We start from the raw sequence: 13,456 nt of genomic DNA, 5'->3' as shown, positions 1-13,456 counted from the left end.
ACGTCAAGCGGCAGGCAGGAAGGTCACTTCACCCAGCTGGGTCATGTGCTTGCCGCCGTCGATGTCAGCCAGCTGGGTGATCCAGACGATGAAGAACTTGCCATCGGTCGGCGTTGGCAGGCTGATCGTCGATTCACCCTCGCCGACGTCCGCGGCGGCGAGCTCCTTCGTCTCGTCCAGCGAGGCGTCTTTCGAGTCGGCCGAGAGGATCTTGACCTTGGTGCCCGGCTTGTCCGAGGTGATCTTGACCTGGGCCAGCTTGATCGGGTCCTTGAAGGTGAAGACCAGGCCGACGCCCGGCTTCACGGCCGGGAACTGCTGCTTGTACTGCTCGGTGCGCCACATCGTGCCTGGGTCGCCGTCGGCCGCGTTCTTGGCGCGGCCGGGGTTGTCGCCGGCTCCCTCAGGGTTGTAGACGTTCACCGCGGCGGGATCCGCGGCCGGTCCGACACCGCCCGGCTGAGCGGGCGGAGGAGCAGGCTGCTGACCGCTGTCCGGCGGCGGCACCGAAGAAGCGGACGGCGCCGCGACGTTGACCTTGGGACCGGTGGCATCCGGATCGGACTGGAACAGGCTGATCGCCAGCATGCCGAGCCAGGCCAGTATGCCCACCACGGCGACGACCAGGACGGTCACGCCCAGCGCCAGCTTCTTGCGCCGTGCCGCGTCCTTGACCGGCTTCTTCGTGGTCCAGATGGTGCCGTCCGACTCGGGCTGGCCCTCTTCGGTGGCGCCGATCGCCTTCATCAGCTGAGTGCGTTCCTCGGCCTCGGCGACCTGGCCGAGCACGCTGAGGATGGCCGCGCTGGTGCGGATTCCGCCGTGGCCGCCGTCCTCGATGGTGCGCACGGCCAGCGCCGACAGCTCGACCGGCACCGAGGGCACCAGCGATCGGGGCGGCACGAGCCTGCCTGCCGGGCCTTGCGGCGCGGCAGGGATGGCCGTGGGGCCGCCTGGCAGCGCCCAGCGGCCGGTCAGCAGCAGGTACAGCACCGCGCCGAGCGCCTTGACGTCGTCACGCAGCGTCGCGTCCGGCAGAGGTCCAGGGAAAGCGAGTTTCAGGGCGCCGTCAGGCGTCAGCCGGAGTCGCTGGGGGTGATCGAGGCCGAGCACGAGGCCGTTCTGGTGCGCTCGCTCGACCGCTTCGGCGAGCTGCTGGACCATGCGAGCGGCCGCGGCGGGCGCCACCGGGCGCTCGGCGATGAGGTCGACCAGGTCGCTGCCCTTGGTCCACTCGGCGACCACGACACCGAGCAGTCCCTCGGTGGAGGTGATGCCGCTGCCGAGGCTGAGCACGTCGAGCACGCGGGCGACGCCGCCATGACCGAACTTCGCGCCGTGCGCGGCGCGGTCGAGGGTGCGACGGGCCAAGCGGGCGGCCTCGGCGTCCGCCGGGTCACCCACCAGCAACGTCAGCGCGACATCACGGCGCAGCTGGCCGTCACGGGCACGCCACAGGTGCGCGCCTGCCCGCTCATCGATGCCGAACTGCGCGAGCAGCCGGTACCGGCCGTCACCGACCACCCGGCCAGGCGCCAGCGAACCACCCTGCGCGCGAATGCCCGCAGGATTGGGCGCGCCCGCCTGCTCGCTCCGTCTCGTATCCACGCTCACTCCCGATATCTCCCTGACCGAGGGTACGGGAATACGACGCGTGGTCGCGGGTTATCTGTGCGTCAATCGTTATTTGCGCTTGATCAGACGAGTGAATCTCGATGTGGCCGGGGCCAGTTCCTCCACCTTGAGCGCGACCAGCACACCGAACGACACCACGATGCCGACGACGCCTTGCAAGATCAACTTTACCCAGGCCTGCAGGATCGGCCCCAGCGAGTCCGGCACGAGCAAGCCGACGACGTACGCCGCGCCGACACCGGCGCCGCTCGCGACGACGGTGAAGAGGATCACGCCGAGCACGCGCTTGCTCCGGAGGTTGCCGAGCGTCACCCAGAGCCAGACCTGACCGAGGATCGCGCCGACCACGAAGGTCAACCCGTTGACCATCATCGCGCCGAGCACGATGTGGTCGCCGTCGAGCAGTCCCTGGCACATGTACAGCAGCGGGACCTTGACGATGGTCATCACGATCATGATCAACGTCGGCGTGCGGGCGTCCTTCATCGCGTAGAAGACGCGCAGCTGGAGCATGACCAGCGCGTACGGCAGCAGCGCGAACGCGCAGATCGCCAGCGCCGAGCCCAGCCGCGACGCCGCCTCCGGCGTGCTCTTGCCGAAGCTGAACAGCGCGACACCGATGGACGAGCCGACGATGGTCAGCACCGCCGAGATCGGTACGAGCATCACGGTCGAGAGCCGCGAGGCATAGGAGAGGTCGGCGACGAGCTTCTTGTGGTCGCCGTCGGCCGCCGCCCGGCTGAGCCTGGGCATGATCGCGGTCAGCAGCGAGACACCGATGACGCCGTACGGGAGCTGGAACAGCAGCCACGCGTTGCTGTACGCGGTGACGCCGCCCTCGCTGCCGCTGGTCAGCACGCGCGTGTTGATCGTGTAGCCGACCTGGCTGACCGCGACGTAGCCGAGAATCCAGAGCGCGAGCCCGCCGAACTCCTTCATCTGCTTGTCGATGCCCCAGGCCCACTTGAACTTGAAGCCGGTGCGCAGCAGCGGCGGCACGAGCATCACGGCCTGCGCCACGATGCCAGCGGTCACGCCGACACCGAGCACCAGCAGCTTCGTGTCCCCGAGCGAAACCGGATCGAGCGAGATGTCGCCGGGAAGGATCGCCACCACGATGATCGTGAAGATGACCACCAGGTTGTTGATCACCGGCGCCCACGCGGCGGGCCCGAAGTTGTTCTTGGAGTTCAGTACCGCCGAGAGCAGCGCGAACATCCCGTAGAAGAAGATCTGCGGCAGCAGGAGGTAGGCGAACGCCGTGGTCAGCGCCGGGTTCGCCTTACCGGAGGTGTCGACGTACAGCGCGGTGAACGCGGGCGCCGCGAGCACGGCGATCACGGTTCCGACCAGCAGCAGCACGCCCGCGACGGTGATCAGGCGCTGGGTGTAGGCCTCGCCGCCGTCCTCCTCGTCCTGCGCGCGGACGAGCAGCGGCACGACGACACTCGCCAGCACGCCACCCATCAGCAGCTCGAAGACGATGTTGGGCATCGTGTTGGCGACGTTGAACGAGTCGTTGGCGACGCCCGCGCCGATCGCGGCGACCAGCAGCAGCTTCCACAGGAAGCCGGTGATCCGGCTGATCAGCGACGCGATGGCGATCTTGCCGCTGGTCTTGACCAGCGACGGCGCCTTCTTGTCCGGTTCCTTTTCCCCGGGGCGGACGAGCGGGAGGTCGACCCGCTGCATGACCTGGGTCGCGAGCGCGTCGTACGGGCGCAGTACGTCAGGGTCGGCGACGGGCCAGCGTGAACCGACCGGAACACCGGGGATGCGCGGGATGAACTGCGTCGCGTCCGGCTCGCCGCCGGCCGACGGCGGCGGAACCGGCGCCGGCAGGTTCTCGCGGTTCCACGGCCGGACCGGCTGACCGGGGCGCGGCGCCTGCTGGCCGCGGCGCGGCGCGGCTGGCGGGCCTGGCGGAACAGGTGGGACGGCCTGCTGCCGGGTCGGCGGCGGAGTCTGCGGTGGTTTCTGTGGTGGTTTCTGGCGGGTCGGCACCGGCTTGGCCGAGCGGATCGGCGGCAGCTGCGGAGGCTGACCCTGCGCGGGACGGCTCGGCTGCGGCAGCGGCTTGAGCCTGCGCGTCTCCTCGTCCCGTGACGGTGTGACACGGCGGCGGCCGTCGGGCGGCGGCCCGGCAGGCGGCTGCACCGGCGGCGGCTGACGGCGTTCTGGCTGGTCAGGGCCTGGACGAGGAGGGCGTCCGGCACGCTCGGGTGGCACACCCGGTCCTCTGTTCAACGCGCGCCCAATCCTCAGCCGGTTTTGTCGTCGACCCAGGGTAGTCGGCGCGGCCCGAAAAGGCTCAAACCCTAGTGGCCTTGCTCTCTTTGATCCTCCGATAGATGCGGCGCGAGGACAACAGGAGTAAAGCCGCGCCCGCGACGATGGTGACGATCAGCGTGAGCGTGCCGTACTCGTTGGAGCTGAGCTCGAACTTCGCCGTGCTGCCGAGCCGGGTGCCCGACGGGGTGCTCAGCGAGACGTCGACGGTGAACCGGCCCGCGCGCAGCGCCTCGATCGGGACGAGCTGCTGGCGCTTGGCGTTGGCGGGGATGGACCGCGGCGCGATCTCGTCGAGTGCGCGCAGGCCGGTGCTGTTGGCGAGGCCGACCTGGACGGTCACCGCGACCGGCAGATCGTTGGACAGCGTCACCGGCAATGGGGACGAGCCCGAGGTCAGCGAGAAGCGCTGGGTCGGGTTGACCACACCTACCTGACTGGTGAGGTTCGTCAGCTCACCGCGCGCGTTGCCGGTCGCGGCCGGGATGCCGCCGCCCGCGGTGCGCCAGGCGCTCGACGTGGCGCGGATCAGCCCGTCCCTGATCGGGGCGACCAGTTCGGCGGGCTTCACCAGCGCGGTCGAGTCGACCGTCATCGCCGAGGTGAAGTTGGTGATCGAGGTGTCGATGTCGGTCAGCGCGCCGGTGAAGTCGGCGGACGGCGCCGTCGCCAGATCCTGCGAGGTGTGGTTCGGCTCCGCGGTGGCCGACGGGTTCGACGTGAGCGAGTCCTTCAGCGAAACCGGCGAGATCATGCCGCGCTCGGTGTAGTCGGTGAGCGTGCGGAGCATGGTGATCAGCTCGGGCAGCGGCGCGTTCCAGCGCCGCGGCGGCGCGACCACCAGACGGCCGGGATTCGTCTGGCCCTGGCCGAGACCGGCGCGGTAGGCGATCGCGGCGAGCCCGTTCTGCGCGGAGACCGCGGGCTTGGCCGCCGCGTTGTTGGGCTTGTCGCCCACGCTCAGCGCGGACGAGACGAGCGAGTCGACGGGCTGGACGTGCAGGTCGGTGCCCGCGAGTGCGACCGGGGCGTCGAGCTGCTCCGTCGACTGGACCCGGTTGGACTCGGTGATGATCGTCTTGATGCCTGCCGAGGTCAGCGTGCCGAGGGTGGCCGAGTCGAGCGGGCCGTCCGGCCACAGGGTGTTCTCGACGGGCACCGCGTTGAGGACGCGTTCGAGCACCGCGGTCTGGCTAGCGGCCTTGGTCACGAGCTCGCTGTCGGCCTGCTCGCCGTTCTTGACAGCCGAGAGCACGGACAGGTCGGCGTCGGCGAATGGGAGCGGGACGATGCAGTGACCGTTGACCAGCTGCTTCAGCGAAGCGAGCCACCGCTTCGCCAGCTCGGCGCCGCGTCCGGTGACCGGGCTGCCGCCGGTGCGCACCAGGTAGCCGCCCGACATCGCGTCGACGACCGAGATGAGGTCAGGGTCGACCGCGAAACACAGCGAGGTGAACAGCTTCGGGTCGTCCTGGATCGTCTGCGCCGCCTTGACCAGCGAGTTCAGCCTGCCGCCCTGGTCGAGGTCGTCGGCCAGCTGGTCGTTGTCCAGCGTCAGCTGGCTGTGGAACGGCCAGGTCGCGACGTGCGGGACGGTGCTGGTCAGCGGCCACAGGATGGACAGCTGCGCGGCCTTCGGCTGCTTGTCCGGCGCCTGCTTGCCGGGGATGCCGAGCACGGGCAGCAGCATGTTGAGCGCGGCGAGCCTGGCCTGGCCGCCGAACTCCGGCACGCCGTTGATGTTGACCAGCAGCGGGAAGACGCCGGTCTTCGCTGGCTTGAACGTGGTCAGCGGCACGGTGATGTTCAGCGGGGCGGACGCGCCTGGCTCGAGCACGTCGGTGACTTCGGTGAACTGCGAGACGCTCGCGTCGGTCGGCGTGGTGCCCTCGACCGACTCGGTGAACTGCCGGTCGGTGGTGATCCGCTCGCCGAACTGCAGCCGGACCTGCAGCTTTGAGAGCTTCCGGTCACCGATGTTGGTGACCTTGCCGCTGATGTTCAGCGTGGTCGACGTCGACGTGAGCACCCTGGGGTTCATCTGCTCGACGTCGAAGCGGAGCCTGCTCGGTTCCTGGCGCGGCTGCGGCTGCGCGGCCTGCGCGCCGAAGAGGCCTTGGACGAGCAAGAAGCAGATGGTCAAGCAGGTGGCGGCGAGCCGCTTCACTCGTTAGCTCCCTCAGCGGCAGGGGATTCATGCGAGAACAGCTCGCGGGCCTTGCGGACCAGCTTGCGTTCGTCGGCGTAGGCGAGCTTGGTCTCCAGGTCGGTGACCGGGAACCAGGCTACCTCGGTGACTTCGACGTCCTCATCGGACAGCTCGCCGCCGATGGCTTCGAGCAGGAAGTGGTGGACGGTCTTGTGGACCCGGCGGCGGTCGGCGACGAACCAGTAGTCGATCGCGCCGAGCGGCTCGATGACCTGCGCGGAAATGCCGGTCTCCTCCTTCACTTCGCGCATGGCGGTCTGCTCGACCGTCTCGCCGTCCTCGATATGTCCTTTGGGCAGCGACCAGAGCAGTTTGCCGTGCCGGTCGAGCCTGCCGATCAGCACCGCGTTCTCCCGGTCGGCGTCCATCACTAGGCCGCCTGCCGAGGTTTCGTCGACCGTCGTCAGCCTCCTGCCGCGCTGGCGCCTGCGCCGGCGGCCCGGCTTCGAGGCACCGGTGCGACCGGCCGATCCAGACATGCTGCGATGCTAGAGCAAACGGCGGCGTCGCTACCCTGGCTCTCCGTGTCCGTGTTGATCGGTGCGCGTAGTAAGTGCACCCCTTTCGTGGTGGGATTGCAGTGAACGAACTAGTCGCCATGCAGAATGCGGTGACCGAGCTGATGCGTATCTCCCCACTGGCGGATGAACTGGCCGGCCTTTTCACCAAGGCCGGTCACAAGCTGTATCTGGTCGGCGGCAGTGTTCGCGACGTGTTGCTCGGGCGTGGTTCGCACGATCTCGACTTCACGACCGACGCGCGGCCGCAGCAGGTGCTCGACATCGTGCGCGGCTGGGCCGACAACGTCTGGGAGATCGGGATCGCCTTCGGCACCGTCGGGGTGACCAAGAAGGGCTCGCTGCTCGAGATCACCACGTTCCGCGCCGACAGCTACGACCGGGTGACCCGCAACCCCGAGGTCACCTTCGGCGACACCATCGAAGAAGACCTGCTCAGGCGCGACTTCTCGGTCAACGCGATGGCCATCGACTTGGCGGCGAAGAAATTCGTCGACCCGTACGACGGCATGACCGCGTTGCGCGACCGCGTGCTCGACACGCCCGCGACGCCCCAGGAGTCCTTCGCCGACGACCCGCTGCGCATGCTGCGGGCGGCCCGGTTCGCCGCGCAGCTCGCGTTCACCCCGGCGCCGCGCGTGGTCCAGGCGATGACCGAGATGGCGGGCGAGATCGACCGGATCACCGCCGAGCGCGTGCAAGCCGAGCTGTCGAAGCTGCTGCTGGCCGACGATCCGCGGCCGGGCCTGGAGCTCATGGTCGACACCGGGCTGGCCGAGCGGGTGCTGCCCGAGGTGCCTGGCATGCGGCTCGCGATCGACGAGCACCACCAGCACAAGGACGTCTACCAGCACTCGCTGACCGTGCTGCGGCAGGCGATCGAACTCGAGAAGACGCACGAGCCGACCTCCGAGCCGGATTTGATCCTGCGGCTGGCGGCGCTGCTGCACGACATCGGCAAGCCGCGCACGCGCGAGTTCCAGCCGGGGGGCGGCGTGAGCTTCCACCACCACGAGGTGGTCGGCGCGAAGATGGCTCGCAAACGTTTGCGAGAGCTGAAGTTCTCGAAGGAGATCATCGAGGACGTCTCGCAGCTGGTCTTCCTCCACCTGCGCTTCCACGGCTACGGCAAGGGTGAGTGGACCGACTCGGCCGTCCGCCGCTACGTCACGGACGCCGGCGACCTACTCCCCCGCCTGCACAAACTCGTCCGCGCCGACTGCACCACCCGCAACCGCCGCAAGGCGGCCGCGTTGCAGGCGACCTACGACCAGCTCGAAGAGCGCATCGCCCGCCTGCGCGAGCAGGAGGACCTCGCCCGCGTCCGCCCCGATCTCGACGGCAACGCGATCATGGAACTGCTCGGCATCCAGCCGGGTCCCCAGGTCGGCCAGGCGTGGAAGTTCCTCAAGGAGCTCCGCCTCGACCGCGGTCCGCTCGACCACGACGAAGCAGTCGCCGAGCTTCTCAAGTGGGCCGCCGCCAACGGCATCACCCCGCCCGCCTCCTGACCCGGCCTGGGAAAAAATCCCAATGCGGCATTGGTCAGGTTTCAGCCTCCCAATGTGGCTTTCGTCAGGCCAAAGCTGACGAAAGCCACATTGGGATTTTTTTTCCTGGGGGACCCGAGCGTGGGGGCCTGGCGAGTGGGTTGTCGGTACGGTTGGGGCTCATGGGGCACGAAGTGGACGCGCTCGTCGCGGCATCGGCTGGGCTGCGGCTCGGCGAGGAACTGACCGAGTACCTGCGGGACGAGGCCGAGCAGAAGGTCTATGACCAGCCGGCCGCGTTCACCGCTTTCGTGCGCGGCGGCGGGAATGTCGAGCTCTATGAGCGGCTGAGTGACGCGCTCGCCGCCGGGTACGACGAGACGAAGCCGGATGCGTTGCTGGACGTCGGCTGTGGTGACGGGCTCGCGGTCGTGCCCGCGCTCGACCGGGCGCAGCACGCGCCGTTGCGGGTGGACCTGGTCGAGCCGTCGGAGGCGCTGCTGCGGGAAGCCAAGAAGGGCGTGCCCGGCGCGCAGGCCTGGCAGATGACCGCGCAGGAGTTCTTCGCGCGCGAGGATGACCAGCGGTGGGATGCGGCGCAGGCGACCTTCTCTTTGCAGTCGGTCGTGCCGGAGGATCGGCCGATCGTGCTCAAGGCCTTCCGTGAGCGGGCGACGCGGCTGACGATCGCCGAGTTCGACGTGCCCGTGTTCGTCGAGGGGACGCCGGAGCATCTGGTGTCGATGGTCAAGCGGTACGAGCGCGGGATCACCGAGTACGGGGCCGACGCTTCACTGGTCGCGCAAGGTTTTCTGCTGCCGGTGCTGCTCGGCCAGATCACGCCGTCGGTCGCGCGGACCAACTGGGAGCAGCCCGCCGCGAAGTGGGCCGAGCAGCTCGCCGACGCCGGGTACGCCACCGTCGAAATCGAGCCGCTCGCCGACTACTGGTGGGCGCCTGCCGTGTTGATCAAAGCCTCGTGAGCGCGCCCGACTCGAGATGCCTGCCGACCGGGTGCGGCAGCACGTAGGCGACCGCGCCGCCCGGCATCCCGTTCCACGGCGCGGTGATGCCGGTGAGTACGCGCAGTGGGCGTTGCACCTGGTAGACGCGGTGGTCGCGCTCGCGGTCGTAGGCGAGTGACGTCTCGACGAACCGTGCCGACTCCGGGTGCACGAGGTTGCCTGCCTCGTTGCCGAAGCGCTGGATGGTCGTGCCTGCCGGGAGCACCACGAGCCGCTTGTTGCTGAAGAAGTTCAACGGCGGCTCGCCGCGCAGCGGCAGGATCGGCCAGTCCGCGGGGTTGTCGTGCTCCTCGGCGCCGGCGACCGCGCGGACCGGGTACAGCAGGAGCGTGCCCAGCAGGAAACGGGCGGCTTCCTCGATACGCGGGAAGTAGGTCGGCTCGTCGGACGGCGGCCGCGAGACCTCCCAGCCCAGCTCCGTCTTGCGCAGTGACCAGGCGCCTTCGACCAGCTCACCGATCCGGTACGCCGTGTCGGACACGCCGTGCTCGGCGAGACGCTGGTGCAGCGCGTCGAGGATGTCGGCGGCGCGTGCGTCGCGGTCCGGCTCGTCGCCACGGGCGAGCTTGTCCTGCGACGGCAGGTCTTCCGGGGTCTGCGGCGGGTACGGCTGGCCGAGCAGGTGCGCCTCGGCCGTCGCGCGCAGGCGTTCGCTGACGTACGGCGGCCGGAAACCCTGCGAGCGGATGTGGTCGACCAGCTCCGGCTCCGGCGGGACGCCGCCCTTGCGCAGGTAGTGCGGCACCGCGGCAGGCCAGATCCAGGTGCCGTCGGTGTGGAACGCGTTCGGGACGTCCGGCGGCATGTTCGGGCTGAACACGTCCGGCAGCGGGCCGGGTCCGGTCAGCACGACCGGCGAGCGGAACAGGTAGTCGAGCACCCCGCGCGCCGCCTCCGGGGACACCGGGGGGCGGTTGACGACCGGGCGCTCGCCCTCGTTGTGCGAGTCGACGGGCTTCGCGACGCGGAAGGTCACGTTCAGCGGCCTGCCCGCGTGCACCGAAAGCCACGACGGCACGCGCTCGCGCGGGAAGTTCTCCAGTTCGCCCACGTAAAAGCGCTGGTTGGGCCTGCCGCCCTCGTTCGGCGCCTGCCGCCAGTCCGGCTCGGTGTCCGGGTCGTAGTCGAAGTCGAAGCGCGACTGCGAGTCGAGCGTGAAGGTGCCCTGGAACCAGGTGCCGGTGCCGGGCTCGTACATCGCCGCACGCAGGCGCACGAACAGCGTCGACAGCTGCGGCGGGGCGGCGATGGCGACCGTCATCGGGCCTTCGTCGTCCTCGGCGACCGCCCTGATCTCCAGCTCGGCGTAGTCGCCGACCTGGCGGAACTGCGCGGCGACCCGCAACCAGCCGGTGGGCAGCTCGCGGACCAGCGTGCGCCCGATCTGCTTGAGCAGGCTCCCCTGGTCCTCGCCGCCCGGCTTCGGGCGGCCTTCGCTGGTCTCGATGAAGTCGTGCCGCGTCTGCCACAACGCGGTCAGGTTCTCCGGCGCGGTGGTGGTGCTGAAGTCGGTCAGCCCGAGTTCGTGCGCCCTGGTCTCGTCGTGGCCGGTCCAGCGCAGCGTCAGTTCGTGCTCGCCCGCCTGCGGCGCCACCTGGTAAAGCTCGTCGTCGTACCGGCAGTGGGTCTGCAGGCTGAAGGTCGCCGAAGCCTCGCCTTCCGGCACGACCTTGGCCTGGGTCCCGTTCCAGTCGACGTCGAAGTCGGCGGGCACATCTTCACCCGGCAGGGTGACCAAGAGCAGCGTGCCGTCAGCGGTCGACCGCTGACTCCGGAATACACGGTCACCCCATACCGCGTATAAACCGTCCGGGCGTTCGGCGGCCTCCACCAGGTAACGCACTTTGTCCCCTCCAGTGCAGCTAAAGCTGCGTCAAATCTAGTCGGCCGGGTACCGGCTCACTCGCCGGTCGTCACTTTTCGTGCCGACTCCGAACTCCGCCAAGGCGTCATCGGCCAGTCGTTCGATGGCTTCTCGCAGCTCTAATCGATTCAGCCAGCTAGTTTGCAACGCTTCTTCGCCGTACATCGCACCCACGAGATTGCCGCAGACCGAGCCCGTCGAGTCACTGTCGCCACTGTGGTTGACCGACGCGAGCAGAGCCGTGTTCGGGTCGTCCGTGTTCAACGCGACGTACACGGACATCGATAACGCTGTCTCGCCAACATTGCCCTGGCCTAGGGATTCCACTCTTTCGGGGGTCGGTGGCCCGTCCAGCTTCAACGCCGCTTCGAGCGCGGTCAACTGCTCTTCGTGCATGCGGTGCTTGACGAGTTCCTTGATGGACACATCGACCGCGTACCGCAGCGGAACTCCCGCGAGCAGCTGCTGGACCATCACCGCGAAGGCGCCGGACGACAGGTACCCGCTGGGGTGACCGTGTGTGAGCGCCGCGCTCTCCGCGCCCAGCTTGAAGACCTCGGCCGGATCGTCCGACCAGAGCGCGATCGGCGCCGCGCGCATCACGCCGCCGCAGCCCTTCGAGTTGTTGACCGGCCGCTCGATCGACGACCGGATGCCAGTCCTGCCATACGCTTCCAGCTCACCGAAGCAGGTCAGCCCCGGCGCGCGGCGGCTGAACAGCTCGGCGACCGTGATCAGCCAGCCGTCCGGCTCCTCGCTGGTGTTCTTCGGTCCGCGCGCGCGATTCCACGGGACGCCTTGGGTGTGCAGCCACCGCTGGTAGGCCATCTGCAGTGCGTGCACCAGGTCGCCGCCGTTGATACGGGCCCGCAGCATGGCTTCCAGCGTGAACAGGGTCATCTGGGTGTCGTCGGTGATCTTGCCGACGCCGCCGTACGCCTCGATGAAGTCGGTGATGCCGTCCGGCCCGGCGATCTCGCGGATGCGGTCGATCGAGTCGAACTCGGTGGCAGCGCCGAGCGCGTCACCGATCGCGCCGGCGAGCAGGCTGCCACGGAAACGGGAGCTCAGGTTCATGCCGCGGCCGCCGGGTAGCGCTGGAACCAGTCCCCGCCAGGCGGGTTCGGGCCGAACTCGGCGCGCAGGTCGTCGGCGACCTGCGCGATGACGTCACGCAACTCCAGCCGGTCCAGCCAGGAGGCCCGGAGCGCCTGCTCACCGTGGACCGCGCCGGCGAGATTGCCTGCCACCGAGCCCGTCGAGTCGCTGTCCCCACTGTGGTTGACGGCCACGAGCAGCGCCTCGTCCAGCGTGTTCGTCACCAGCGTCGCGTAGACGCCGATGGCCAGCGCGGTCTCGCCGACGTTGCCGCCGCCGAGTGTCGCGATCTTCTCCGGCGTCGGCGGGCCCTGCTGGGCGAGCCGGATCGCCTGATCCAACGCCACGGTCTGCTCCTCGTGTCCGTTCCAGTTCGCGAGCTGTGCCTTCGCCACGTCGATCGCGGCGAGCAGCGGTACCTCGCGCAGCAACTGCTGGATGATCACCGCGAACGCGCCTGCCGAGAGGTAGCCGCTCGGGTGGCTGTGGGTCAGCGCGCCGCTCGCCGCCGCGAGCGCGAACACGGCGGCCGGATCGTCCGACCACAGCGCGATGGGCGCGGCACGCATGACGCCGCCGCAGCCCTTCGAGTTGTTGATCGTGCGGGTGAAGGTGGCCATCTCACCGGTCTGCGCGAAGCCCTTCAACGCGAAGAAGCAGGTCGCGCCCGGTGCGCGGCGGTGGAAGAGATCGCGATGGGTCATCAGCCAGCCGTCCGGCCGCTCGCTGTGCTCATGCGGCCCGCGCGCCCGCTCCCACGGAACGCCCTGGGTGTGTAGCCAGCGCTGATAGCCCAGCTGGAGTTCATAATGCGTGTCGACCTGGGCGCCGCGCCGCAGGCCCGCGTGCGCGCGGATGATCGCGTCGGCGGTCGCGAGCGTCATCTGCGTGTCGTCGGTGATCGTGCCGAGACCCTCGTAGGCGGGAACGAAATCGGTCAGCCCGTGCGGCCCGGTCCGCTCGCGGATGCGGTCGATCGAATCGGACTCGATGGGGGCGCCCAGTGCGTCGCCGACCGCGCCCGCGAGGAGAGAGCCGCGCAGGCGATGGGCGGCGATCTCGGCGGAATGCGTCACGGCGACGGGTGCGCGGACGGTCGTCGAGGCCGAGCCGACCGACGGCGCGAGTACCTTCGAGTCGACCGGCCTGGCCGGGTTGCGGGTGAGGAACCGCTTGCCGTCGGAGTCGATCCCGATGAACAGCTCGAGCCGGTGCACCGAGACCGGCGGGTTCAACGGCTCGGCCCTGCCGTCGACCACGCGCTGGCCTTCGAGCAGCCGGGTCAGCGTGGCCAGGTCGTTCTCACTGATCCAGTGATCTCCGGCCAC

At 69.2% G+C, this 13,456-nt stretch carries 9 protein-coding genes; 2 read left to right on the top strand and 7 right to left on the bottom strand.

Annotated features, from left to right (window positions below; translation table 11 throughout):
• Positions 1–3: 3 nt before the first annotated feature.
• The 4 genes from ACFV15_RS01990 to ACFV15_RS01975 form a co-directional block, all read right to left on the bottom strand.
• Positions 4–1,608 (bottom strand): protein kinase family protein, encoded by a 1,605-nt coding sequence (locus tag ACFV15_RS01990; RefSeq protein ID WP_378348245.1) that lies wholly within the window; start codon positions 1,606–1,608, stop codon positions 4–6.
• Positions 1,609–1,683: 75 nt separating this feature from the next.
• Positions 1,684–3,477, bottom strand: a complete 1,794-nt coding sequence (murJ, locus tag ACFV15_RS01985) for a murein biosynthesis integral membrane protein MurJ (RefSeq protein WP_378348288.1) — start codon at positions 3,475–3,477, stop codon at positions 1,684–1,686.
• Between the two features lie 469 nt (positions 3,478–3,946).
• A complete protein-coding gene (locus ACFV15_RS01980) occupies positions 3,947–6,091 on the bottom strand; it encodes a DUF6049 family protein (RefSeq protein ID WP_378348244.1) in 2,145 nt (714 codons plus the stop codon).
• Positions 6,088–6,612 (bottom strand): NUDIX hydrolase, encoded by a 525-nt coding sequence (locus tag ACFV15_RS01975; protein WP_378348243.1) that lies wholly within the window; start codon positions 6,610–6,612, stop codon positions 6,088–6,090. Before ACFV15_RS01975 ends, ACFV15_RS01980 begins: the two co-directional genes overlap by 4 nt.
• Positions 6,613–6,731: 119 nt before the next feature.
• Between ACFV15_RS01975 and ACFV15_RS01970 the strand changes: the two genes are divergently transcribed.
• Together ACFV15_RS01970 and ACFV15_RS01965 are read left to right on the top strand one after the other, a co-directional pair.
• Positions 6,732–8,162: a CCA tRNA nucleotidyltransferase gene (locus tag ACFV15_RS01970; protein WP_378348287.1), complete on the top strand. Its 1,431-nt coding sequence runs from the start codon at positions 6,732–6,734 to the stop codon at positions 8,160–8,162.
• Positions 8,163–8,323: 161 nt separating this feature from the next.
• On the top strand, positions 8,324–9,124 hold the full coding sequence (locus ACFV15_RS01965) for a class I SAM-dependent methyltransferase (protein ID WP_378348242.1): 801 nt from the start codon (positions 8,324–8,326) through the stop codon (positions 9,122–9,124).
• On the opposite strand, the gene ACFV15_RS01960 is transcribed toward ACFV15_RS01965, so the two are convergent.
• The 3 genes from ACFV15_RS01960 to ACFV15_RS01950 are packed head-to-tail and all read right to left on the bottom strand — an operon-like array spanning position 9,111 to position 13,456.
• Entirely contained in the window at positions 9,111–11,009 is a 1,899-nt protein-coding gene (locus ACFV15_RS01960; protein ID WP_378348241.1) for a TNT domain-containing protein, read from the bottom strand. The two genes, ACFV15_RS01965 and ACFV15_RS01960, sit on opposite strands and share 14 nt — an antisense overlap.
• 36 nt (positions 11,010–11,045) lie before the next feature.
• Positions 11,046–12,107 (bottom strand): ADP-ribosylglycohydrolase family protein, encoded by a 1,062-nt coding sequence (locus ACFV15_RS01955; RefSeq protein ID WP_378348240.1) that lies wholly within the window; start codon positions 12,105–12,107, stop codon positions 11,046–11,048.
• Complete coding sequence (locus tag ACFV15_RS01950; RefSeq protein ID WP_378348239.1) at positions 12,104–13,456, bottom strand: ADP-ribosylglycohydrolase family protein; 1,353 nt, start codon at positions 13,454–13,456, stop codon at positions 12,104–12,106. The genes ACFV15_RS01955 and ACFV15_RS01950 overlap by 4 nt, the downstream gene beginning before the upstream one ends.

Source organism: Amycolatopsis sp. NPDC059657 (assembly GCF_042734395.1).
In the GTDB taxonomy this organism is placed as follows: Bacteria; Actinomycetota; Actinomycetes; order Mycobacteriales; family Pseudonocardiaceae; genus Amycolatopsis.
The sequence above is the reverse complement of the archived record's forward strand: the minus strand, read 5'-3'. Positions and strand labels throughout refer to the sequence as shown.

Excerpts from the sequence above, each read along its gene's own strand:
- ACFV15_RS01975 (WP_378348243.1), bottom strand. The coding sequence starts at position 6,612 with ATGTCTGGATCGGCCGGTCGCACCGGTGCCTCGAAGCCGGGCCGCCGG.
- ACFV15_RS01965 (WP_378348242.1), top strand. The coding sequence starts at position 8,324 with ATGGGGCACGAAGTGGACGCGCTCGTCGCGGCATCGGCTGGGCTGCGG.
- ACFV15_RS01955 (WP_378348240.1), bottom strand. The coding sequence starts at position 12,107 with ATGAACCTGAGCTCCCGTTTCCGTGGCAGCCTGCTCGCCGGCGCGATC.
- ACFV15_RS01970 (WP_378348287.1), top strand. The coding sequence starts at position 6,732 with ATGCAGAATGCGGTGACCGAGCTGATGCGTATCTCCCCACTGGCGGAT.